Source organism: Synergistaceae bacterium, from assembly GCA_031267575.1.
Lineage (GTDB): Bacteria > Synergistota > Synergistia > Synergistales > Aminobacteriaceae > JAIRYN01.
This window is the reverse complement of sequence record JAIRYN010000016.1, coordinates 1-22,625: the sequence shown is the minus strand read 5'-3', so window position 1 is coordinate 22,625 and position 22,625 is coordinate 1. Positions and strand designations below refer to the sequence as shown.

The following is a 22,625-nucleotide window of genomic DNA, read 5'->3' as shown; positions in this document are numbered from 1 at the left end:
CTCGTTCATTTCTTCCGTATTTATCTGTAGACGGAAGTTAGAATAGCACAAGATGAGTTTTACTCCAAATAGATTTCAAGCGTGGCGCGCATGAAAGCGCAAAACCCGACCAGGCGTCGCGGAAACGAAAATCACGGTTCACCAACCCTTTCAATATAGAATTGCGCGTGTCGATGTTCCAATTGACGGACGTTCCTTGTGAATGGACGTTCCTCTTGTGAATGAGCTTTCCTTGTGAATGGGCTTTCCTTGTGAATGGGATGTTCCTTGTGAATGGATGTTCCTTGTGAATGGACGTTCCTTGTGAGGCCGCGCAACGAGTCTGCGAGCGTCTGGCTCTGTTTCGCAGCCTAAAAGGTTATGGTAATATTCCTCTATATCTGTTATCACGTATACAAAGAAAACGCAAAGAAAACATAAAGAAAACATAAAGAAGCAATATTATCGGAGAGTGCTTTGGGATGATCGGTTACATGTCCGTTAAAGAAACGGCAGCGCGTTGGGGAATTTCGCAACGGCGTGTGCAGAAGCTGTGCGAGGGAGGAAAGATTGCGGAGGCTATGCGTATTGGACGTACATGGTGCGTACCGCAAAATACAAAAAAGCCCTTCGACGGAAGGGCGAAAAAAAACGCAAATGACATGATTTGCTATTATACCGAAAAACGAATATATACCGACCTCTTGGAATTAGGCGCAAAAACCCTCTCCCGAAACGAAAGCTGTATGCTCTGTCAAATTGAAAATGACACAGGGAACGGGGTTCTCACTATGTATCACATCTCTCCCGGCATTAAGCTGCTGTACAGCGATATGCACATGTCCGAATTTAAGGGACATGCCATCAGGTCGTTTGCCGGCGCGGAGAATGTAATGGAAATCAGCTATTGCCTCGAAGGACGGTTCGAGGTCGAGCTTCAAGATGGCGAGCATACCTATATCAGCGAAGGTGACATGATGGTCGCGCTCATGTCCTGTGTTCTAAGATCGTCATTTTTCCCGCTATCGCGCTACCATGGCATCTCAATTTTTGTGGATATTCCGCTCGCGTCGAAAATCATCGAAAAAATCTCCGACACGCTTGGAGAATTGAAAATAGACCTAGCGGCCGTTAAAAAAAAGTTTTGTAAAGCGCGGCCTTTTTTTATCACGCAGTGCGTGGATTCCCTTAAACGCCTCTTCTCCGATCTTTACGAGGCGCGGGACATCGTAAAGGAAAGTTACATCAAGCTGAAAGTGATGGAACTCATGCTCTATCTCGACACTATGGAAGTGAGTGTGACAGAAGAACATCGCCGGTATTTTTACAGGACGCAGATAGACAAAGTGAAAGGCATACGTAACCACATTATAGCTCATATGGAGGAACAGTTTACGCAGGATGAACTGTCAAGGCAGTTCGATATACCGCTCACATCGATGAAAAGCTGCTTTAAGTCTATATTCGGGGCATCCATCCATAACTACATACGCGAATACCGTTTACAAGCTGCGGCCGCTATGCTCCGGGAAACTGACAGCTCTGTCGCCGATATTTCCGCGAGAGTGGGCTATGAAACCCACGCGAAGTTTTCAGCGGCCTTTAAGTCGCGCATGGGTCTTGTCCCATCAGAATACCGAAAAGTTTCTGTCCAAAAGGAATAAATTACGCCTGAATGGAGTAGCGCTTTCTCAACTTTTATGTCAAACTATTTTTAGTTTGAAAGATAAAACATGTGTTAATTGAAGGAGGTCTTCCATGGAAAATCTGCTTGTGAGTGGGATTATTCTTTTGTTTTTCGTGATAGCGGCACGGAGAATCTTTTCACGGCGAGGTTGTGGCTGCGGATATTGTCATTCCGCATTCGGCGGGCGCGTCAAAATTCACGACATAGGAGGCAAAGCCATGACAATGGCGGAAGTAAAAAAGGGGAATTTTTACATTATTAAGGAAATCAGCGGCGACAGACGATTCATTTCCCGCGTTACGTCGGCGGGGTTGACGCCCGGGACGAAGCTGGAGATATTGCAGAAAGGGGGCGGGCTTCCGGTGCTGGTCTACGCTCGTGACACCATGCTGGCGGTAAACGGCCGAGAAGCGAGGCAAATCACCGTGGAGACGGCGTCATGAGCATGGTGGTGATGAAAACATTTGGTTTGATGGGTCAGCCAAATACCGGGAAATCCACGGTCTTCAATGCGCTTACGGGCTCGCGGCAGCATGTGGGAAACTGGCCGGGCAAAACAGTAGAGCGGAAAGAAGGCTACTTCACAATCGGAAGCAAGCAGTATCGGATTTTGGACCTGCCGGGTACATACAGCCTGCGCGCCAATTCCGATGAGGAAGTCATCACGCGGGATGCCATTGTAAACGACGAGATCGATATGATCCTGGCCATCTTGGACGCGTCTCAATTGGAGCGGAGCATGTTCCTGCTCTCCGATTACGCGGGAATCGAAAGGCCTATCGTGATTTTGCTGAATATGGTGGATGTGGCTGAAGAACAGGGCAAGATCATCGACAGCAAGGCCATATCCGCGGCGCTGGGCGTTCCTGTCCTGCCGGTGACCGCCGTGCGGAAAGACGGGCTCGCGCCGCTGATCAAAATGTTGGAGTCTGGAGGGATCACGGGCGGCCACTTGGATGCCGGCAAATTAGAGATCCTCTACAAAGAAGCCTTCGGGGTTAAATGGGACGAACTCATGGAATGCCTTCCCGATCTGCCAGGGCGCTCCCGCGTCTGGACGGGAGTGAAGCTCTTGGAAGGAGACTCACAGGTTCTGGCGCGTGTGATCGAAAAAACCGAGAATTGGGCGGAAGTCGAGGCTTTATTGTCTGCGTTGTCCACGCAGAAAGACGGCCTACTCATAGCATCAGATTGCAAATTCCGCTGGATTCACAGCATTGTGGAAGAGGCGGTTGTCGCGCCTTTCGGCGCTCACCCGCGGCGTGGCTGGTTCGATAGGCTCGCCACGTCCCGTTTCTGGGGAAAACTGATCGCCGTTTGCGCGATCATCGGCGCGCTGATTTGTTCTCAGCTCATTGGGGGACCTTTCACTTTCTCACTGCTCTTGTCAATGGGTACAGTTTCCGCGGACCTGGCCTCCGCTCTTAATGCAATCCATATCACACCGTTTCTCGTCTCGCTTATTTGCGACGCGATTTTACCCGGAGCGATCATGGCGCTGGGCATGTCGTTTTACGTGGCCGCCATCAGCCTGTGTTTCGGATTCCTGGAGGAAATCGGATACATGGCGCGCATCGCCTACGTGTTCGATAGCTCCATGCAGCGCCTGGGCCTGCATGGCAAGGCCATCATGCCCTTCCTGGTCAGCTTTGGCTGCAACATTGGAGGAGTAGCCGGAACCAGCGTCATAGACTCGTGGAGGCAGCGAATGCTGGCCATATCCATCAGCCTGGTCATTCCCTGCGGAAGCGTGTGGGGCGTGGTTGCCTTGATGGGTTACACATTCTTCGGCAACAATACGGTGTGGATTATTCTGGCCCTTTTTGGCGTGGCGTTGCTGCATATGTATATCACGTCGAAGATATTTGGATACCTATTTTTGTCCGAAGGCGACAGAACAGGGCTGATTATGGAGCTGCCGCCCTACCACAAACCCAATCCATGGCTGTTGTTCCGTTTTGTCTGGCAACGGATGAGCGACGTGCTGTTCCGCGCCTTGCGCCTGATCATACTGGTAGCCGTCGTGTTTTGGGCGCTTTCCTATTCGCCGGGCGGTGATATAACCCGCAGCGTGGTCTATATTGTCGGGAAATTCATCGAGCCCATCACGTTGTGGTTCGGCTTGACCTGGCAGCTTTTCATCGCTTTCGTCATTTCGGGACTGGGCAAGGAAGCGTCTCTGGGTGTCATTGGAGCGCTGTTCAGTGCAACAGGGGAAGGCGTGAACTTGGCCGGCCTCGCGGTGCAAGAGGCGGGTGTAATGGGCGATTTCACGGCTAATCTGTTGGCTTCCGTCACAAAACCCCAAGCGCTAGCGTTTATCTTTGGATTCTTCTTCAACATGCCTTGCGTCGTGACAATGGGCGCGATGGCGAGCGCGACACATAGCATCAAGTGGACGATGCGCATCGCTTTTTATTACATCGGCATGGCTTTGCTGATGAGCTTTGCGGCCTATCACGTCGGGCGGCTGATTTTTTAGAGGATGAATTGTCATGTTAATGAAGATTTTGGATGGGATGAAGGCCAAATTAACGATTCTTCCGCAAGAGATAGCCGCGGAATTGGGCGTTTCTAATGAAACTGTGTCATCGGCCCTGGAACGGCTGACTCAGCTTGGGTATTTGCGCGCGATGAGACGGAATGCCGAAAACGGAGGCTGCGATAAATGTCTGGGATGGGGCGGAAAATGCTGCCAATGGACTTGCGGCGATAGCCGTGAAATTAAATGGTACGAGAGAAATACATAATATCCAACGCTGATGGAACTCCGATGACCATCAGCGCTGAAAGTTGATCCTCATAATTGCTCTGCTCATATTGCTCTGCTCATATTGCTCTGGGAGACGCGGGCGCACTGAAATACACCATGGGTGAGAAAACGGTAAATGCGTTACAAACTGTTGCAAACAACGGTTTTATGTGATTTCCAATTCCGCCTGTTGCCCATTCTGTATACCATCTTGGAAAAATTTTAGAACAGGATACCCAGACCTATTCGACCACAAACTTCACGTCTGGCGTTTCTTCCCAAAACCATGTCAGCGGGATTGTGACCCGTTGCTCCCGCATGACACGTTACACATTATAGACAGAACAACCTTCTAAAAAGCAGGAGATCGCTCAATTAACGAATGACCTCCTGCTCTATTCCATTACTATTATTCTATTACTATTATTCTATTTAGGGGTTACCACACCCGCCTCCACAGCCGGCACAACCCCCCACTCCGCAACCGCCGCTCTTCCAGGCGTTGACTACGGGGACAAAAACGTTCATGATGTCGGGGATATTCTCCGCGCCCTCATCCTCGCTCTCTATGCCCAAAAGCTCCATGACCGTATCGGGTGTCTCCGCGCCATCCATAATGCCCTGCACGATATCCCGTAAGGTCGTGCCTTTTTCTTCGCAAACGACCGTCGCCGCCGATGCTCTGGCCCAATCCATAATATTGATTACCTCCTTACTTTACTTTTCACGTCTCACGCCTTGACTCTCCTCATTGCCGTATAGAATTTTACCTCACCGCAGCGTCGTCTGTCCAGGATATTCGACGGGGCGATCATTCTTGAGCGCCTATTTTCGCCCGAAGTGCTTCGCCAGCTCACCGTTGGAAAGTTTCAGGATCGTGGGACGGCCATGGGGACAGAAAAAGGGCTGATGGCACACGTGCAAGTCGCGCCAGAGCGTCAGAGCTTCCTCTGGAAGGAGTTTCGTCGTCACCTTGACGGCCTCCTTACAGGCCATTGTCGCCCAACTACGCCACAACAGCTCCACAGGGTCGGCATCGCCTCCGGTCTGGAGCGCGGCGAGAGATCCGCGCAGCAAAGCCTCCGGGGATGGTGTGTTCGCGAAAGAGGGGACTGCCGTAAGACGCAAACCCCCATCCACCGATTCCAGGAGAAAACCAACGGACTCCAGAACATCTCGCTTTTCCTCTGCCTCCAGTTGGAGCGTCGGAGGCAAAGGCGCGGGTATCAGAAGCGCCTGAGAACGTTTTCCCTCTTGCGCCGCGGTCTGAATACGCTCAAAGGCCACTCGTTCGTGCGCCGCGTGGGGATCGACCACCACCATCCCGTCCGACACGTCGAACAAAAGGTACCCCGATTTCAGTTGCCCTAGATACGCGGGCAATGGGTCAGCGGTTTCGAGGAAAACTGAGGTATCGCCCACTCCGATGTGAGGTATTTCTGTTTCTGTGTCTGTCGGAAGATTTGGGCCGAAATCAGGCAACTCCACCCCACCGAAAAGCCGATCAGGTCGAGGGGCGCTGAATGAGAGGCTTTTAGGCCGCGAAGAGGAGACATTTAAAGAGGAAGAGTTGGGACTTTTGAAACCTGACCCAGCGGAGGAGTCAAAACCTGAGTTGGACCCCGAATTGAAATCGGCCTTGGCCTTGGAGTTCCAGCTTTCCGTTTCTGGCGGTGAAGAAGCTGGTGAGGAAGCTGATGAAGAAGCTGGTGAAAAAGCTGGTGAAAAAGCCGGTGAAAAAGAAGATGAAACAGAATCCTGAAAATGTCTTGGGGAAGCCGTGGAAAAGGTTTGACCGTCACGCGCATAGACGGGGGTCGGGGTTCCCAACTGGGACGCCGCCTCTTTCACCACATCGAAGACCTCGCTGGGACGGCTGAAACGGATTTCTGCCTTAGCCGGATGAATGTTGACGTCGATGAGGGAGGGATCAATGGAAAAGAAAAGCGCCCATCCTCCTACCAGCTCCCGAGCTCTGGAGTTTAACGCCCCCTTGATCAACGGGTCCGTGACGGATCGCCCATTGACGAAGGAAGCCACGTCGTTCCGGCCCTGGCGGGGCTGCCACCAGCACTCCAACTCCACATGGGCCACCGAAGCCCTAACCGTAAGAATTGCCGGTTCCGTGCCCCATAATTGTTCGATAGCGCGGCGCCGGTCTCCTCCTCCATCGGTGGAAAAAACGGAGCGCCCGTCGTGTTCCAGGGCGAAACCCACCTCTGGTCGACATATGGCGTACTCCCGCAGGATCGTCACAACGCGCCGTAACTCTCCTGTCGCGCTCTTCAGAAACTTGCGCCGGGCAGGCAGGTTTGAAAAAAGCTCGTCCACCTGCACGCGAGTCCCCAGGGTACAATTCATCCTCACATGGTCGGAGACGCGACCCTCGTAAGCGCGAATAACTCCACCGGTCTCTTCCGCCTCTGGGCTGCTGTTTTTTTTCAAGGGGCGCGAGCGTATTTCCACTTTGCCCACGGCGGTCAAGCTGGCCAGAGCCTCGCCCCTATAACCCAAGGTGTGGATAGCCTCCAAGTCCTCAATATCTCTGATTTTGCTGGTGGCATGGGATGTGAGGGCTAAGGGAAGTTCCTCAAAAGCGATGCCTGACCCGTCGTCCTCGACCACGATACGGACTCGCCCTCCATCCCACAGTTTGACCCGGATACGCCGCGCTCCAGCGTCGAGGGAGTTTTCGATCATCTCCTTAACCGCCGAGGCGGGACGCTCTACGACCTCCCCCGCAGCGATCCGCGACCACACCTGCTCCGGCAAGAGCTTAATCCCCACGGTAACGGGCCTTCTTGCTTTTTTCCTTCAGTTTGTAGATCGTCTCCATCGCTCTCATAGGCGTCAAGTTGTCTACGTCCAGATCCGCCAGTTCCTCGATGATCGCGTCCGTCTCTGGCGAAAAAAGGCTCAGCTGCTCGTGCAGGTGAGCCAAAGGAAGGGAATCGGGCACGGAGGACCGCTCGAAACCCTCCCGCTCAAAAAGCTCCAGCAGCTCGAAGGCACGCCGCAGCACGGACTTCGGCAATCCCGCCAGACGCGCCACCTCAATCCCATAGGAGCGATCAGCGGGACAAGGTGTCACCTGATGCAGGAACAAAATTCCCTCGCTACCCTCGGCAACCGCCATACTGTAGTTTTTGACGCCCTTCAAGCGCTCTTCCAGGCAAGTCAGTTCGTGGTAGTGAGTGGCGAAAAGCACTCGGGGGGATTCACTTTGTCGGCTCGCTTGACAGTCGTGGTGCAGGTATTCCAGAATCGCCCAGGCGATGCTCATGCCGTCCCAGGTGGAGGTGCCGCGCCCCACCTCGTCCAAGATCACGAGGCTACGGTCGGTGACGTTATTGAGGATATTGGCCGTTTCCAGCATTTCCACCATGAAGGTGCTGTTACCGCGCACCAGGTCGTCGCGCGCGCCGATGCGGGTAAAAACACGATCTACCAGCCCGATGACCGCGCTCTCCGCCGGAATCCATGACCCGGCCTGGGCCATGATGGCCAAAAGCGCCGTCATGCGCAGCCAGGTAGACTTTCCCGCCATGTTGGGTCCCGTCAAAATGATGATGCGGGTGTTGTCTTCGCCTTTGCTTTCATTTTCATTATTTTCATTATTTTCATTTTGATCATTTTTCCCATCCTCTTTATCATTTTGCCCATCCTCCTCGCGGACCGCACCCAGAGTCACATCGTTGGGAACAAAGGAGGAATCGGAAAGAGTCGTCTCCAACACCGGATGACGCCCACCGCGGATCTCCAAACCCCTGGAGCCGTTCACTCGCGGCTTGACGTAACCACGTTCCCTTGCCACTCGGGCGAAGGAACCAACGCAGTCCAAGAGCCCCAGAAGGCGACCCAGCATTTGCAGATCCAGAGCACAGGTAATCACGTGCTCAGCCACGTCTCGGCAGAGTTCCGCCTCGATGCGAGCGATCTCTCCCTTGCTCCGCTCCATTTTATCCTGAAACTCGCGTAGCTCCGGCGTTACGAAGCGCTCGGCGTTGACGAGGGTCTGACGGCGTTCGTAGTTGGGTGGAAGCGTTTCCAGCCCTGTTCGTCCGATTTCCAGGTAATAACCGAAAACCCTATTGTAACCTGTCTTCAATCGAGAGTTGCCCGTGGCCACTCGTTCTTTTTCCAGGTAGTCCGCCAGCCACGTCTCTCCGTTTTCGCTGACTGACCGCCAGGAGGCCAGCTCCTCGTTGAAGGAGGACCGTATCACAGGCCCCAACCCCAAAGCCCTGGGCAGATTTTCCTCCAGTGCGTCGTCCAGGAGCTCAGAAAGAGCCTCTAGGTTTGGGAGCGCGCGTAAGATCTCCGCCAGGGGCTCGGCGAAGGGGATATCCTTCAGTTTGGGCAGTTCCTGCAGAGTGTCCCGTATGCTTCCCAGGTCTCGGGGCGTCCCCGTCCCCAGGGCGAGCCGGGAAAGAGAACGTTCCACGTCCCGACAGGCGGAAAGCGCGTCCTGAAGGTCATCGAGGACCAAAGGCTCTGGGACCAAGCAACCGACGTAGTCTTGCCGTTTGCCAATGGCCCTAACGTCCAGCAGAGGGCGCAGAAGCCAGTCGCGCAGCGTCCGTCGTCCCATAGGCGTGCGGCATCGATTCAGACAAGAAAAAAGAGAGTGGTCTCCGTTAGTGCTCTCCGGCGTCAGGTCCAAATTTTTTTGAGCCGCCTCGTCCAGACGCATATAGTCTCCTAGTCGGAATGGAGTGACGCGCAACACGTGACGGACCGAGCTGAACTGTGTGGAGGACAGATAATCCAAAGCCGCCCAAGCCGCTCCCACGCAGGGGTCGTCTTCCGCGATGCCATAGCTTGCCAACGGTGCGGGTAAGATGGTTTTCAAACGGCTTACAGCGGTGGATGTTTTGAAAAGTTCGTTGGGTCGGGGCAGCATAGAAAAAGCGCGGAAGGCGGAGGGGAACTTTTCGGCCTTAACTCCAGAAGGGTAGAGCACCTCACCGGGGGCGAAGGCGGACAAAAACGCCGCGGCCTCGTTCAAAGGAAGGGTCCCCGCTTCGAGGCGTCCCGTCTCCGTGGACAAAAGCGCCAGTGCCAAGCGGCCGTCGTCTTCTCTTTTTCCTGGCACCAGCGCCGCCGCCGCCAAACGACCTGTGTTCTCACTTTCCTCCGGCACGTAGGTTCCGGGGGTAACGACGCGCACCACGCGCCGATCTACAATGGTTTTGCCGTTAGGTTCTCCGATTTGATCGCATATCGCCACCCGCCGCCCGGCCTTCACCAGGCGTCCCAGATACATGGAGAGCGCGTGATGAGGCACGCCGGCCATAGGAATATTTTTCTCGGAGTCCCTGCTGGTCAGGGTTATCTCCAGAATCAAAGAGGCATCGCGGGCATCGTCGAAAAAGCACTCGTAAAAATCCCCCATGCGAAAAAGCAAGAGCGCGTCGGGGTACTCTTCCTTCCATTTTTTATATTGAGCAAGCCACGGGGTCATCTTGAGCCCCTCAGGTATCATCATGGGCATTTCTTCCATATGGGCATTCCTACCATTCTTTTTTGAGACGGTTCTTTTTTGAGACGGTTTAGGTCACTTCAAGCGAATCTCAAAAATCCACTCCCATCAAGCGCATTAGCCAGGAGTAGAAGTCTTTGATCGGAAGGGGATTCATGGCGAACACGACGAAAGCCCCCATGCCCATGGCGTAGTGAAAGACGGACATAAAAAATCCCCTGTACCTGCCGGCTCTCGCCATCTTGCCCAGAGCGTATTCGCAACAAAGAAAGCCAACGCCGAAGTAAAGCACACCGGAGGTACCTGGGAATCGGGTGTAAGTAAAGCATCGGAGGACGCACCACACGGACCAGATCGTCAGAAGGTAGGCGAGAAAGCCCGATAGAACAACTTGAATAACCAGCGATAAAGGGCTTCCCCAGCGCCCCGTTCCCCATCCCCCGGATGCCAGTTCTTCTAGGGCATCGTAGATAGCGTGCAAACGCGGCAAAACGAACCTCGGAACCGAGTCCGCCAGTATCCAGGTCGCGAACAATAACCAACCCGCGAAACTCAGGTAGTTCACTCTCGCTCCTCCTTTCTTCTTCCCTCTTCCCTCTTCCTTGTAAAAACGTGCCATGTAAAAACATGTCATAAAGCTATACAGAATATCATAGCAGAGGCCGATACTTAAATCGAGGTGCAAAGGAGGTGACCGAGGATCATGGACATCACAAATGGCATCGCACGTGCCTCTATGGAGATGGCCTCGGCCAAGGTAGCGACGGAAGTGCAGACGGCAATGCTGAAGAACGTCATGGACGTTGAACAGGAAACTCTCGCCGGGCTTCTGAAGTCCTTGGGTGTAGGTCAGCAGTTGAATCTCCAGGCATGAGGGGGGAGAGGCTTCGGCCTCCCCCTTATTCGTATGCGAGACGCCAAGGAAGTCAAATGACGCTGAAAATTTTTCTCCTGTCTTTGGGGCTTTGAGGTATAATGCGGTTTAGTTGAGGCAAAAAAACTTGTAAGGTTCGGTGCAGAAATGGGCAAGAAATCTATCGATAGAGATTTTATAGAGAAACTTAAAAATGAAGAACTCTCCGGCAAAAACAAGGAGCGCTTGGGACACTACCTGGACTTGTTATATGAGCAACTGGCGGAGTTTGACCTTGACGCGGTTGAGGACGAACGACATTTGCGCGCTCTCATTATGGACAGGGTTCTGGAAACGGCTGTAGAATTTTTTGCCATCAAAAGAGTCGATAATATAGAAGACGATACTGACGACGATGACACGGAAAAGTTCATCCGGCTGAAAGATCTACCAGAAAAAACGCGCGAGGAGCACCTCAACAAGATCATGCTGAAAATTCTGGATAATTACGAAGGTCCCGGTCCGGCTCTCAGACATAGCGTCGCGAGGCTAATTCTCGACTACCGTCTGTTGTCTCGTCTGAAGGAGACTCTGACGACTTTGGACCCTTCATCCGTTAAGCATGAAAGAGTTTTGAAAGGCATTCGTCATGTAGAGTCTCAAATGGCCATGGGGATGCTTTTCCTTCACATATGGCCTACATTCAAGGATAACAAGCAAAAAAAAGAGTTTCAAGAGATACGAAAAAAAGTGTTGAACAACGCTTTGGAGAACCCCGAAGCTTTTATAGGAAAGGAGTGACGTGTATGGCAGAGTCCACAATGATGAGGGGCATCTTGCTTCCCTCCAAAATCTTGGACTACCTCAGCCAGGAGGACGTAAACAAGAAGATCGAGTCCCTTCTGCAAAAAGACAAGGAAGACATAAAACGCCGCAGAGACGATTTTGAAAATATGCTGGAATCCTCACTTCCTGAGGAGGAAAAAGCGCGTTTGATGAAAGATATGATCAACGAAAGTTTTGGAGGAAGGGCCTCTCTGGAAAGGGAACAGCGCTTGGTCGCTCTGAAGCTACGGGAAGATTACGCGGAACTCAAAAAAAACGAAAATCGGGCATTTCACGCCCTCCTAGCCGGCAATATCCCGAAATACGAACGGTGCATCTCGAAAGCGGCGGATTTCTCAGACTTGGTGGATATGGGGCTCGAATATTTGGAAAACCTTCCGGAGTTTCTCTCATCTTTTAAAGTAAAGGATGTCAGGTTTCTCTCCGAAGAAGAGGCCAAACAGAGAGACTCCTCTAAAGTCATACACCTCAAAAGCATCGACTCCTTGTTCGGGGTTTAAAGATAACTAACAGGGCTGCGCGTTTCGACAATGCTGAAAGGATCGGTAAGGCAAGCTCCCAAATACGCTTCATGATGAAAAAATGTTAACCAGAGAGCAAAGGCATCCATTGTGACGATGAATTTAACGAAATTCCGCCGAGACTGGAAAGAGACGCGAATCCAAGTTGGAAACTTGAACGGCGTTCACGAAGATCTGTGGGCGGAAGGAGGACAGGTCCACGACCGGTCGGACGGTAAGGCTTACGCCTGGAGCTGTGGGGATGGGGCTAAAAACCCCATATTGGCTTTGTTTCCTGATACGCGACAGGCAATAGATTTCACGTCGGACCGCAAGAACCTTTTCCCGAATGTTCCTATTTATCTTTTGAACGAATTGCCCCTGACCGCCCAAACTATCGGCAATCGCCCGTTGCTCTTGCAACGAGGGGAGACGGTCCAGCGTTGGGTCCGAGAGGGCGGCGTGCTCGCCGCGACGGCGGGCGCGGTGATGGCTCCTTATCTTTTGGGCGACGGGGAACTGCTGCTCCAGCGAGGCGAGGACTACACCAGAGATCGTTTAGTCGCCTGGCTGGAGCGCAGCGGGTACCAACGGTCAGATTTGGTTTGGTCGCCAGGGCAATATATCCTCCGAGGGTTCATCATGGATATCTTCGACCCCGTCCACGCTCTGCCCCTGAGGTTCGAATTCTTCGATGAGACCCTGGAGTGCATCCGTGCCTTCCATCCTAGCACTCAGAAGAGAGTGGCGGAGTTGGAGGACGTAGAACTGCATAGCGTCGCCGCCGCCAAGAACGCCTCATTCGTGTCTCTTCTGCCTTCGGATACCCACGTCGTGCTCTATGAACCCCAAAAGATCGAAAGCCAGGCGAACTCCTATCATTGGTTGTGGGAGGAGCTTTCTAAAGAAGCCAGAGTGGACTCCATCCCCGCTTGGGATGAGGTTTTCGTCATTTTGGCCCGTTACCCACGCCTGCGCGTCAGCCGCGCCGTGGAAATGACTGACGCAGAACTCGGCTTGGATGATTTTCCGTTCTTCAAAGGCGACCTTGCCCAACTGCTGCGTTTTTGTGATGACTTGCGCGAGCAGGGCTACGTCATCGAGGCCGTGACCTCCAATCCCCGCTTTCTGGACAAGGAAAGCGGGCCTTTTTCCGTCGCGCCCTTTATTGGCTTACGGTTCGGACAGCTTTCCTCAGGTTTCATCGACCGGGTCGGGAAGCGGGCCTTCCTCTCCGACCGGGAGTTGTCCGGCGTTTCCTCTGCCGTGCTTTCAACCACGTGGCGAGCTCCGGCGGAGTGGCGCGACCAACTGACGAGCGGACAGTTGGTCGCGCACGAGGACTACGGCGTGGCGGTTTTTCGGGGCATCGAGGAGACCGTGGTGGGCAAAGAGACCTTAGACGCCATCACCCTGGAGTTTGCGGAAAACAAACGACTGCTCGTTCCCGCGCTCCAGTTTAACAAGCTGACGCTTCTAGGCGAGCACGAGGGAGACGAAACTTCCCTGGACACCTTAACGGGGACTCGGTGGCGCAAATCGGTGGAGAAAGACCGAGAAAAAGCCAAGGAGGAAGCCCGCGTTTTGATGGAATTATTCGCCAAGCGGGAACTGGAACGCCGGGAGCCCATGAAGAACATTGACGACCTCTATCAGGACTTCGTGGCAGCTTTTCCCCACACTGAGACAGCTGATCAGCTCAAGGCTGTGACCGATATTATGGAGGACTTGAACCAACCCTTTCCGATGGATCGGCTCCTGGTGGGTGACGTGGGGTTCGGCAAGACGGAGGTAGCCATGCGCGCCGCGTTCCGAGCGGCTGCGGCGGGAAAGCAGGTCTGCGTTCTCGTTCCGACCACAATCTTGGCCCAGCAACACTACACGACATTCACGGCGCGCATGTCCGGTTTTTCCATCAAAATCGGGCTTTTGTCACGTTTCGTTACGAAGACGAATGTGACCCGCACCCTGGAGGACGCTATGAGCGGGGCCGTCGATATCGTGATCGGGACCCATAAGCTACTCCAGAAGGGAATCGGGTTCCGTAACCTGGGGCTTTTGGTCATCGACGAGGAACACCGTTTCGGAGTCATGCACAAAGAATCCCTGAAACGTGTCTACGGGGCCGTCGATATCTTGAGTCTCTCAGCCACACCCATACCTCGCACTTTGGCGCTTTCCCTGCGGGGCTTGCGGGGTATTTCCGTGCTCTCCACGCCTCCGGATGATCGCCTGCCTGTCATCACTTACGCGGGTCCATGGCAGATCTCCCTGGTTCGCAAAGCCATTGCCCGCGAGCTGACCCGAGGGGGACAGATCTACTTCGTCACCAACCGGATCTCCAGGATGGCGCAGCAGAAAATGATGTTGTCGGCCTTCTTCCCAGACGCGAGGATTCGGATCGCGCACGGCCAGATGCTCGAACGGGAACTCGAAACCACGATGCTCGACTTTTACAGCGGTAAAATCGATATTTTGCTCTGCACCACCATCATCGAGAGCGGGCTCGACGTGGGCACAGCCAATACCATCATTGTTGATGACTCTCAAGAACTGGGATTGGCGCAAATGTACCAACTCCGAGGACGCGTGGGCCGCCGGGGAGAAAGCGCGTTTGCCTACTTTTGTTACCCTGAGAACGAAGCGCTCCGCAAGGAGACAGTCGATCGGCTGGAAGCCATCTCCAGCCTGACGGGACTAGGATCGGGCTACAGCCTGGCCAGGCGTGATTTGGAGATTCGGGGAGCGGGGGAAATTGGAGGAACTCACCAACACGGAAACAACAAAACGGGCGGCTTTCACCTCTTTTATCGCATGTTGGAGCAGGAAATCGCCAAGCTGCGAGGGCAGGTTACCGCTCAGACGGAGCTTTCTTTCGACCAAGGAGGATCTATCCCAGCCTTCTACATCCCTCAAGACGGCGTGCGTGTTACCCTCTACCGGCGCCTTTTGAAAGCGGCGGATTTGAACGAGGTCGTCTTGCTCAGGGAGGAGATGGAAGATCGCTTTGGTCCGTTGCCGGAGCCGGCGCGCTACCTGGCCGACCTGACGGCGATACGCAATTGCGGCGGGGCGGCGGGACTGCGGAGCGTCTCCGTCACGCGGCAGGAAGTCCGGGTGAAGGGCGACTTGAAAAACATCGTGGCGTTTCTGAAAGGCAAGCGCGGCTGGGTGATTTTAGGCGACAGCGCATTGGGCCCCGGAGGACCGGGAGGCGTCAAGGTCCTCGTCGAGGCCATGGAAAACGCGATCAGAAGGTAGAGGCGTACAGCCGTCTCTACCTTCGCTCCCCGTTGGCCGTCAGAGAAATCGGACGATGTCCTCAAACGGTTTTCTTATTTTGGACCGGATAGAGTTGTCCGCAGGGTATCCGAGCGCGATGACGGCCCCGAACTGCTTTTCCATCGGGATATTCAGCAACGCGCATATTTTTTCCCGGTCATAGATGCCGACGATACAGCTTACCAAATTTTGCGTCGCGGCTTCCAGGCAAACATAGGCCGTGGCCGCGCCCAGGTCGCCTTTCGCGTAGTACTGACTGTCGATAAAGCAGCGAATGACCGGGCTTAAAACGGCATGTTCTTCCAAAATGACGATGAACGCGCTCGCGTCGCCAATGTAGGCATTTTGGTTGAGCTGTTGACATAACCTCCCTACCTTGGCGACTTTGTCTGGAGTTTCGACGACAACAAAGCTCCACGGTTGAGCGTTGCATCCGGAATGCGCCAAACGTCCCGCTTCCGCGCATAGCGCCAATTTTTCATGTTCGACCGGCTGCGAAGAAAATTTCCGGCAGCTTTGCCGTTTTTTGCAGAGATCTAAAAAATCGTCCATTTCAAGTCCCTCCTATTTTTGACGCGATGTCATAATCTGAATATACAGGGGATAACCTGACGGCATTATGGCAAGTTATCGTTATTTGGCCGAGACAATCGAGACAATCGAGACAATTGAAAGCGACCTCATTCGTATTTCTCGATTTCGTATTTCTTGATGTTGTCTTTCAATCTTTTCAGGACGCCGTTGCGGATGTGTTCCGGTGAAATAACCTCGCCCAAAACGCCGTAAGAAAGGATGTGGTTGAACAGCCATTCTCCTTCCGGAAAAAACGATATAGCCGTGAAAGAACCGTCCGGATTTTTTTTGACTTCGTTTTTTTCGAAGTCGTCAAAGACTCTGTAAGCCCCCTCGGGAGCTATCCTCATGCACACTTCGACCCACGTAGCCGACAGGGATTTTGACACTCCTTTCAGCAATGTTTCAGCAGGGATATCACTGAAAAATTCTTCGGTTTTGTGTATCCCGTACATTCTCGATATCTTGAAAGTTCGCCATTCATTTCTTAACAGACAGAATGCCTTCAAATACCAGGAATTGTGCTTGAAAACCAACTTTACAGGCCGGACTTTCCGCCCGCTTCGTTCGCCCAAAGAATTATAGTATTCAAAACATATTACCCGACGTTCGACGATAGCGGCTTTCAGCAGGTTGAAAATATTTGTGTTTTTGTCGGCGCCCCATAAAGAAAAATCGACATCGATCCACTGGAGATCTTCTTTCTTGAAGAGGCTGCTTAGCTTACGTATGATTTTATCTATCGCTGGATATTGTGTGGCCGATAAACTCTGCAAAGCAAGGAGTATTTCCGTCTGTTCGCTCTCCGACAGAATGGATTTATCCAAGGTATAACCGTCTATCAGGTTAATTCCACCACCCTTTCCCCGCGCCGTATAAATCGGAATGTCGGTGGACGATAACACCTCGATATCCCGGTAAATCGTTCGGACAGACACCTCGAAACGTTTGGCCAGTTCTTTGGCAGTCGCCTTTCTGTTCATCAAAATATACACGATGCCGAAAAGTCTATTGATTTGCATGAAACCACCTCCTGACTACGCGACGCGTTTATGACTTGGACACGGCCTCCCTACTAAAATTTTAAAAACTCCTTCCAATCAACAAAAAACATGGGCGCGAACAACCTCAAAGAGATCTTCGCGCCCAAGGACTACCCGAACGTTTTTTATTGCGTTGTTTTGAAGTTCAGCAATGAACTTTTTATGTCGAGAAATCGGACGTTCACTCCCCTATTGTCACATAGACGGAAATATATACCCAAATATGACAACAAAAAACCTGTCTTTCTCAGCAGGTGATCTCTGTAATCCTGTTTATAATACTTGATAATATTTGGCGGTCCCAGCGGGATTCGAACCCACGCCACAGCCTTGAAAGGGCTGTGTCTTAGGCCCCTAGACGATGGGACCGCGCTTGGTGAGCCGTGAGGGACTTGAACCCTCGACACCCGGATTAAAAGTCACCGGTTCGTCTTTTTGAAAGCTAGACTCATAGAATAAATCTCTTACTCAACTCACCGATTTTAATAATCCATATCCAGAAACTACGGAGTCGAAAAGTCTCTCATGATCCATCAATTTTCAAGTTTCATGTATCAATTCATCATTTTTAAACCTGAATAAATCGTATTTAAACCTGAATGAATCGTATCCAAATATTCTTCAGGAATCCATATTACATTAATCTCTTTATTACATTAATCTCTTTTGTCAATAAAACCACATTAGACCATCGGCATTCCTTCCTCGGAGATTTTCATCTCCACCTACGAGAAGATTATAGCAGACCATACAAAAAGGCCGTTATCCTGATTGGGAAAGGATAAGCGGCCTCGGATTCAAAGTGATAGTTGATGTTATATTAAAATTTCATGGATAAATCTCATGGATAAATCTCATGGATCAAGGAAATTAGATCGACGTTCTGGCTCTGCCAAAGAATCTCTTCGTTCAGGTTCAGCAAAGGAAAATCTTCGTTCGGGTTCAGCCAATGAATCTCTTCTTTCTGGAGTAAGCAATGTGAAGTCTTCCACTAAATCTGGCCCTAAAATAGCAAGTACATCATCCATGTAAACCGTCTGTTCCCATATTTTATTCTGGTACCACTTTGTCCCTCTTTGCCAAACATATCCTCCACTAATAATGACAACCGGAACAACCCAAGCTGCTCCTCCACCGAAAATTTTTAAGACGAGCATATTGGCGGGAATCATAGCTCCCTGGGCTACGGCTCCCTTCCCACGATTTTCGAGGCGTTCCAGCATCTCTTCATAGGTAATATCTCCAGTTTGGAAGGTGAAGTATTCTTTCCCACTTCCCCAAGCAAAATAGCCTATTGTATAACCTAAACCGGCATTTTTCAGAGGTACCATAACCGCTACGTTATTTCCTGCTTTGGCTAACACGCCATCAATCATCATCGGGGTAACGGTATATCCTGCAAAATCAGTTGCTGTACGTTTAAGAGCTTTCTCCCATTCTTCTTCACCTTGATAAGCCGCATTAAGCACATCCCAATTTCCAGAGATAGCCATTATCGCTCCACCCAGCATATAGGGAGCAGCTTTACTTATTATGCTTTTACGAACATTAGCAATAAAATCTTTTTGAGATGCTGCTATTTCATCTGCTTTGGCTTGTACTTCGTTTTGAAGAATTAACTGGCTATTTTTTATTGTGTTAGATTTTCCTGTTACCATGGACTCAGGAATAACCCTATCTACTATATCTGCATTACGGGAATTTGAAATGAATTTATTATACTCATCGTCTGGAAGTATAATCCTTAATTCACTATTATTCGCTTGTGTTAGAGCTTTTCTGATGTCTCCGTGATCCATTTTGTAAAGATAATTACGCCCCTCAAAAACTACGCCGATGTTCTCTTTGTTGGGGGGGTTATACATTTTCAGCCCCTGATCACGCATAAAACCTTCAACTTTAAGACGTTCAAAATTGGGTGCTCCTCCTATAAATACAGCAGGAGAAAAATCTTTCCCGTTCATTGCAACATTACGCATTGTGAAATCAAGATTCATTTTGTTTTCTGCACTTATAGCTTCAAGAGGTGGATGCCTTAATGTATCTTGGACTCTGTGAATATTATTCAGTTTTGCCCCTTCTGCCGTTTTCGCATCTCCCACAATATGAGCAGCATGAGCCTGTTCTGCTACAGCCATCGCTTCTTTACGGGAGAGGAACGAAAAATGTTTCTGTAATTCTTCTGCTATACGCTCTTGACCAGATTGAGAAACAAGTTCACGATAGCGTTTCAGAGAATATTTCTCAACCTCTTGAACCGTCCATTGGGGATTCTCTTCACCAATAACTCTACAAATATCTTTCAAAACAGCTTCCTTCGGCAATTTCCCTTTATAAAACCAATCATCGGAATGCCCCCAGAGTTCTCGATGATTCATTGTCCCAGTACTATTTCGCCAAGGCACTTTATCAATAATAGCTGAATGGATATTCTTACTCGCTTCGGTAGTCAATCCCCAAATATATTTATTCGCTAGCGCTGTATGTCCTTGTTCAGGTAATCCATAAGCCGGAAATCCCCAAGTTAGACAACAAAAAATAACGAAAAAGACTCGCAATATCCCCCAAACATCATTTTTAAACTTTTTCATTTTCATCTCCAACTATGGTAAAATTTCTCAATACGTTCTGCTTCTCGCATAATGTCTGCGTCAGTTGCAAGATAGGTCTTCATTTCTTCGTCACTATCTTTTTTCAACGCCGTTTTCCATTCTCGTATTAGTTCCATGCGTAAATCATTGGTGGAATTCAATATACACAATTGTTGTGAAACGGTATAAAAAGGAGCAATTTCTCTTGCAATTTGAATAATACGATCCTTTCCTTTGTCAGAAAGGCTGCCAAAGAGACCTTTGTTATCTTTTACGGATTCCACCGTTTTACTATAACTTATAGTAAAGGCCGTTTGCATCGGTATATCGAAAAACGCTACACGGACAAGACGAGAAGCAACAATTTGCAGATCATAGATTTTGCGTAGAATGACTTTGAGGTCTCTGATATATTCAACGTCTTCAAAATAACCTTCTGCGTCTGTTTTCAACTTCTCCATTAATTTTTCAGTGCCAGCTAGAGCTTCCAGCCAGTCGCGGAAGATATAAAGATTATCTCTAAAAATCCTGTCTGCCAGAGAAACATCGAACTTTGTAAAGACAGTGCGCATGTTATCGCTATTCCCCCAAAAGATATTAGGAGTACTCAATTCTAGCATTGCCAACTGATCATAACTCCATAAACACTGATATAAAATTGCTTTTCGCAGTGTCTCATCGGAAATAAAACGCTTAACACTTGCTTCCCAATCAAAATCGCTTAGACAGTCGGCCAAAAGATAATAAAGAGTAATACTACGGCGGATATGAAGTTGCATATCGAAAGCATCGCTATCGCTAAAATCAATCTCTCTTAATTCGTTTTGTAGTTCGCGTTTCAACTGAACTAACGCAGCATCATAGTCATTTTGTCTTTTAATACTCTGAATGTAAGTATTGTCAATAAATGGATCATTGCGCAGAGAATCTTTTTTTTGATCATAGTCATCTATATACTTAGATATTTCCGTTTTTTCTCCACGACGGTCATATCCTTGTTTATCCAAATATCTATGTGCAAAACCAGCATTGGACGTGTTATTAATTGATGCCTGATCTATAGTGACTGTCATACTTCCTGCCTTGTGGAGAAATATCCAAGAGTAAAGTTTTTGTCCTTTTCCATTGACTATATTAACCTTTCCCCTCTCTTCATTTGCCGCGAATGCTTGGGCGACGTTTTGGAAAGAAGAACTTGTAATACTGATATCATATATAGAATTGGAACCTGAGATAGCATAAACCCCCCACGTTAGGTTCTCAAAAGTACAATCTCGTAAACTTGCGTTGTTACTTGGATAAATTCCAGAAATATTTTTTTTGCTGTCGGCTTTCCCTTTAAAAATTACTTTTTCTACATAAACTTGTTTTGTCAATGAATTGAGATTGATACCCACATTCATATTACTTTTATCACCATCACATACAATAGTAAGATTACTAATTTTCAAAGTATCGCTAGCCCCATATAGTCCACTATTTGCATCGAAAACAGGTTTTTTTACATCTTCAGGTGTAATGACTATTTCTTTGTCAAAAGCACCTATAAGAGATGACACCCACTTGGGGATAATAAAATTACCCTCAATAGAAGATATGATTCGAACATCTGTGATTTTTTTATCTTCAAACGCTTCTTTAAGCTCTTTTGCTGTTCTCACGTCCAAAGCTTCTGAGCAAGGCGTAAACATGAAAAGCAAAAACACACAAACTATTGAAACCCGTAATATAGCCAATTTACATTGCTTGTTCTCAGTAGACATGAAAACCTCCTTTGAAGGCATTTGAAGGCATTTAAAGCCTGCATTGTTTTTACTAAGGGATTACAAAAAAATAATCTTGGCAAGTTAAGATAAAGTTTGATAGTATTGGATACATGGAAAATAATTACACCTCCACTATATTAATATAAAAATTTAGGATAACTTGTAAGGTTTATTTTCTTGCAATCCCTGAGTGAATTCGACATCTTTTATGGTATGTCTCGTAATACGCTTCTTTGACTTCCTCATCGTTCAAAGCATAGATACCATTAGCATAAGCAGCGGCTGCATTCTTTTCAATTTCAAACGCAATCTCCAAGTATCTGGTATCCCGAAGTATATCATCGAATTGTCCACAAGGAACGCTTGCCAATAGCTTTCTGAATTCTTTTCCCTGCTGGGATTCTTGATAGAAACTTTCGTTTCCAAGGTAATCACAGTCAGTAGGACAGTCAAATTCTTTCAATAAATTTTCTTTCAATAAATTGGAATCACAACAAAAAGAACAGATATACCCTCCAACTACGAGACATTTTCTCTGAACCGTTTTTTGGTGAGAATGAGCGCATTTTACTTTCGGCATCGTTGTTATCCTCTGATGGTGTCCAAGCCTACGTGTGGCTTTCTCATCGCTCATCGCTTTAGCGTAATCTTTCGGGATTCTCTCAAACAGAGGTATAAAATAAGCAATCGACATCGCTGGAATAAAATGCAGGAAAACTAAAGGTCATCAGAAAAATGATCCCAAATTTACATTCCAGTTCAGCACGATAAAGGAGTAGTTCTTTTTGACAAGCCTGTACTTCTTCCAGCAATTCATTTTTGATATATTCATATTCGACCCCTGCGAGTTTTGAGACACATTATCGCGCTGGATATTTTTGTGCACACTTAACCATTCTGCGTATAATTTACGTTCGAGGATATCCCACTCGGTTTCCCATACGTCTATACGAAGATATTCTTCTACTGTAGTATTTGTAACAACTGGCGGTCCCAGCGGGATTCGAAATAATGATATAAAATACTGCAAATCCTAGCATTACTAGAAAATACCTTAACCTAATAGTACGGTTTTTGGTACGATTAAATACTCGCCAACCGCTTTAGGTTCTTTCTAAAATATGACCCCCAAAGCCAAATTTTCAATGTACATAAACAATAGTTTTCCTATTCAGATAATTCATTTAATTCATAAAATATCATGCAACACAATTATTTCACTCCTGGACATACTATCCTAACTTTATCTCAATACTTTACTATCAACCACC

General features: G+C 49.4%; 17 protein-coding genes and 1 tRNA gene. 8 read left to right on the top strand and 10 right to left on the bottom strand.

Annotated elements, in window-relative coordinates:
- Positions 1-461: 461 nt before the first annotated feature.
- The 4 genes from LBJ36_02045 (at position 462) to LBJ36_02030 (ending at position 4,416) form a co-directional block, all read left to right on the top strand.
- Positions 462-1,643, top strand: a complete 1,182-nt coding sequence (locus tag LBJ36_02045; GenBank protein MDR1377819.1) for a helix-turn-helix domain-containing protein — start codon at positions 462-464, stop codon at positions 1,641-1,643.
- Between the two features lie 94 nt (positions 1,644-1,737).
- Entirely contained in the window at positions 1,738-2,109 is a 372-nt protein-coding gene (locus tag LBJ36_02040; protein ID MDR1377818.1) for a ferrous iron transport protein A, read from the top strand.
- Positions 2,106-4,148 carry a ferrous iron transport protein B gene (gene feoB / locus LBJ36_02035; GenBank protein ID MDR1377817.1) on the top strand — a complete coding sequence of 681 codons (2,043 nt, stop codon included), beginning with the start codon at positions 2,106-2,108 and terminating at the stop codon, positions 4,146-4,148. The genes LBJ36_02040 and feoB overlap by 4 nt, the downstream gene beginning before the upstream one ends.
- Before the next feature lie 13 nt (positions 4,149-4,161).
- Positions 4,162-4,416 carry a GntR family transcriptional regulator gene (locus tag LBJ36_02030; protein MDR1377816.1) on the top strand — a complete coding sequence of 85 codons (255 nt, stop codon included), beginning with the start codon at positions 4,162-4,164 and terminating at the stop codon, positions 4,414-4,416.
- A gap of 434 nt (positions 4,417-4,850) precedes the next feature.
- Here the strand turns inward: LBJ36_02030 and LBJ36_02025 are convergent, their stop codons facing one another.
- The 4 genes from LBJ36_02025 to LBJ36_02010 all read right to left on the bottom strand — a co-directional run bounded on the left by LBJ36_02025 (position 4,851) and on the right by LBJ36_02010 (position 10,465).
- Positions 4,851-5,114: a hypothetical protein gene (locus LBJ36_02025; protein ID MDR1377815.1), complete on the bottom strand. Its 264-nt coding sequence runs from the start codon at positions 5,112-5,114 to the stop codon at positions 4,851-4,853.
- Between the two features lie 129 nt (positions 5,115-5,243).
- On the bottom strand, positions 5,244-7,205 hold the full coding sequence (mutL, locus tag LBJ36_02020; GenBank protein MDR1377814.1) for a DNA mismatch repair endonuclease MutL: 1,962 nt from the start codon (positions 7,203-7,205) through the stop codon (positions 5,244-5,246).
- Complete coding sequence (mutS, locus tag LBJ36_02015; GenBank protein ID MDR1377813.1) at positions 7,195-9,906, bottom strand: DNA mismatch repair protein MutS; 2,712 nt, start codon at positions 9,904-9,906, stop codon at positions 7,195-7,197. The genes mutL and mutS overlap by 11 nt, the downstream gene beginning before the upstream one ends.
- A gap of 85 nt (positions 9,907-9,991) precedes the next feature.
- Complete coding sequence (locus LBJ36_02010) at positions 9,992-10,465, bottom strand: hypothetical protein (GenBank protein MDR1377812.1); 474 nt, start codon at positions 10,463-10,465, stop codon at positions 9,992-9,994.
- Between the two features lie 138 nt (positions 10,466-10,603).
- Here LBJ36_02010 and LBJ36_02005 point away from each other — a divergent pair, with 138 nt between their 5' ends.
- From LBJ36_02005 to LBJ36_01990, 4 genes are all read left to right on the top strand, one after another.
- Entirely contained in the window at positions 10,604-10,774 is a 171-nt protein-coding gene (locus tag LBJ36_02005; GenBank protein ID MDR1377811.1) for a YjfB family protein, read from the top strand.
- A 147-nt stretch (positions 10,775-10,921) separates the two neighbouring features.
- Positions 10,922-11,554, top strand: coding sequence for a hypothetical protein (locus tag LBJ36_02000; protein MDR1377810.1), 633 nt, complete (start codon positions 10,922-10,924; stop codon positions 11,552-11,554).
- Between the two features lie 5 nt (positions 11,555-11,559).
- Positions 11,560-12,099: a hypothetical protein gene (locus LBJ36_01995; GenBank protein MDR1377809.1), complete on the top strand. Its 540-nt coding sequence runs from the start codon at positions 11,560-11,562 to the stop codon at positions 12,097-12,099.
- A 117-nt stretch (positions 12,100-12,216) separates the two neighbouring features.
- Entirely contained in the window at positions 12,217-15,360 is a 3,144-nt protein-coding gene (locus tag LBJ36_01990) for a DEAD/DEAH box helicase (GenBank protein ID MDR1377808.1), read from the top strand.
- A 39-nt stretch (positions 15,361-15,399) separates the two neighbouring features.
- Here the strand turns inward: LBJ36_01990 and LBJ36_01985 are convergent, their stop codons facing one another.
- From LBJ36_01985 to LBJ36_01960, 6 genes are all read right to left on the bottom strand, one after another.
- Positions 15,400-15,933, bottom strand: coding sequence for a nitroreductase family protein (locus LBJ36_01985; GenBank protein ID MDR1377807.1), 534 nt, complete (start codon positions 15,931-15,933; stop codon positions 15,400-15,402).
- Between the two features lie 128 nt (positions 15,934-16,061).
- The gene (locus LBJ36_01980) at positions 16,062-16,976 is read right to left on the bottom strand and encodes a YafY family transcriptional regulator (GenBank protein ID MDR1377806.1); all 915 of its coding nucleotides are present in this window, start codon (positions 16,974-16,976) and stop codon (positions 16,062-16,064) included.
- Positions 16,977-17,290: 314 nt separating this feature from the next.
- Positions 17,291-17,366 (bottom strand) — tRNA-Glu (locus tag LBJ36_01975).
- A gap of 485 nt (positions 17,367-17,851) precedes the next feature.
- On the bottom strand, positions 17,852-19,600 hold the full coding sequence (locus LBJ36_01970; GenBank protein ID MDR1377805.1) for a hypothetical protein: 1,749 nt from the start codon (positions 19,598-19,600) through the stop codon (positions 17,852-17,854).
- Positions 19,591-21,351, bottom strand: a complete 1,761-nt coding sequence (locus tag LBJ36_01965) for a hypothetical protein (protein ID MDR1377804.1) — start codon at positions 21,349-21,351, stop codon at positions 19,591-19,593. The genes LBJ36_01970 and LBJ36_01965 overlap by 10 nt, the downstream gene beginning before the upstream one ends.
- 172 nt (positions 21,352-21,523) lie before the next feature.
- Positions 21,524-21,988, bottom strand: a complete 465-nt coding sequence (locus LBJ36_01960; GenBank protein MDR1377803.1) for a hypothetical protein — start codon at positions 21,986-21,988, stop codon at positions 21,524-21,526.
- Positions 21,989-22,625 lie beyond the last annotated feature (637 nt).

Excerpts from the sequence above, each read along its gene's own strand:
- LBJ36_02045 (MDR1377819.1), top strand. The coding sequence starts at position 462 with ATGATCGGTTACATGTCCGTTAAAGAAACGGCAGCGCGTTGGGGAATT.
- LBJ36_02040 (MDR1377818.1), top strand. The coding sequence starts at position 1,738 with ATGGAAAATCTGCTTGTGAGTGGGATTATTCTTTTGTTTTTCGTGATA.
- feoB (MDR1377817.1), top strand. The coding sequence starts at position 2,106 with ATGAGCATGGTGGTGATGAAAACATTTGGTTTGATGGGTCAGCCAAAT.
- LBJ36_02030 (MDR1377816.1), top strand. The coding sequence starts at position 4,162 with ATGTTAATGAAGATTTTGGATGGGATGAAGGCCAAATTAACGATTCTT.
- LBJ36_02025 (MDR1377815.1), bottom strand. The coding sequence starts at position 5,114 with ATGGATTGGGCCAGAGCATCGGCGGCGACGGTCGTTTGCGAAGAAAAA.
- mutS (MDR1377813.1), bottom strand. The coding sequence starts at position 9,906 with ATGATGATACCTGAGGGGCTCAAGATGACCCCGTGGCTTGCTCAATAT.
- LBJ36_02005 (MDR1377811.1), top strand. The coding sequence starts at position 10,604 with ATGGACATCACAAATGGCATCGCACGTGCCTCTATGGAGATGGCCTCG.
- LBJ36_02000 (MDR1377810.1), top strand. The coding sequence starts at position 10,922 with ATGGGCAAGAAATCTATCGATAGAGATTTTATAGAGAAACTTAAAAAT.
- LBJ36_01995 (MDR1377809.1), top strand. The coding sequence starts at position 11,560 with ATGGCAGAGTCCACAATGATGAGGGGCATCTTGCTTCCCTCCAAAATC.
- LBJ36_01990 (MDR1377808.1), top strand. The coding sequence starts at position 12,217 with ATGAATTTAACGAAATTCCGCCGAGACTGGAAAGAGACGCGAATCCAA.
- LBJ36_01985 (MDR1377807.1), bottom strand. The coding sequence starts at position 15,933 with ATGGACGATTTTTTAGATCTCTGCAAAAAACGGCAAAGCTGCCGGAAA.
- LBJ36_01980 (MDR1377806.1), bottom strand. The coding sequence starts at position 16,976 with ATGCAAATCAATAGACTTTTCGGCATCGTGTATATTTTGATGAACAGA.
- LBJ36_01965 (MDR1377804.1), bottom strand. The coding sequence starts at position 21,351 with ATGTCTACTGAGAACAAGCAATGTAAATTGGCTATATTACGGGTTTCA.
- LBJ36_01960 (MDR1377803.1), bottom strand. The coding sequence starts at position 21,988 with ATGAGCGATGAGAAAGCCACACGTAGGCTTGGACACCATCAGAGGATA.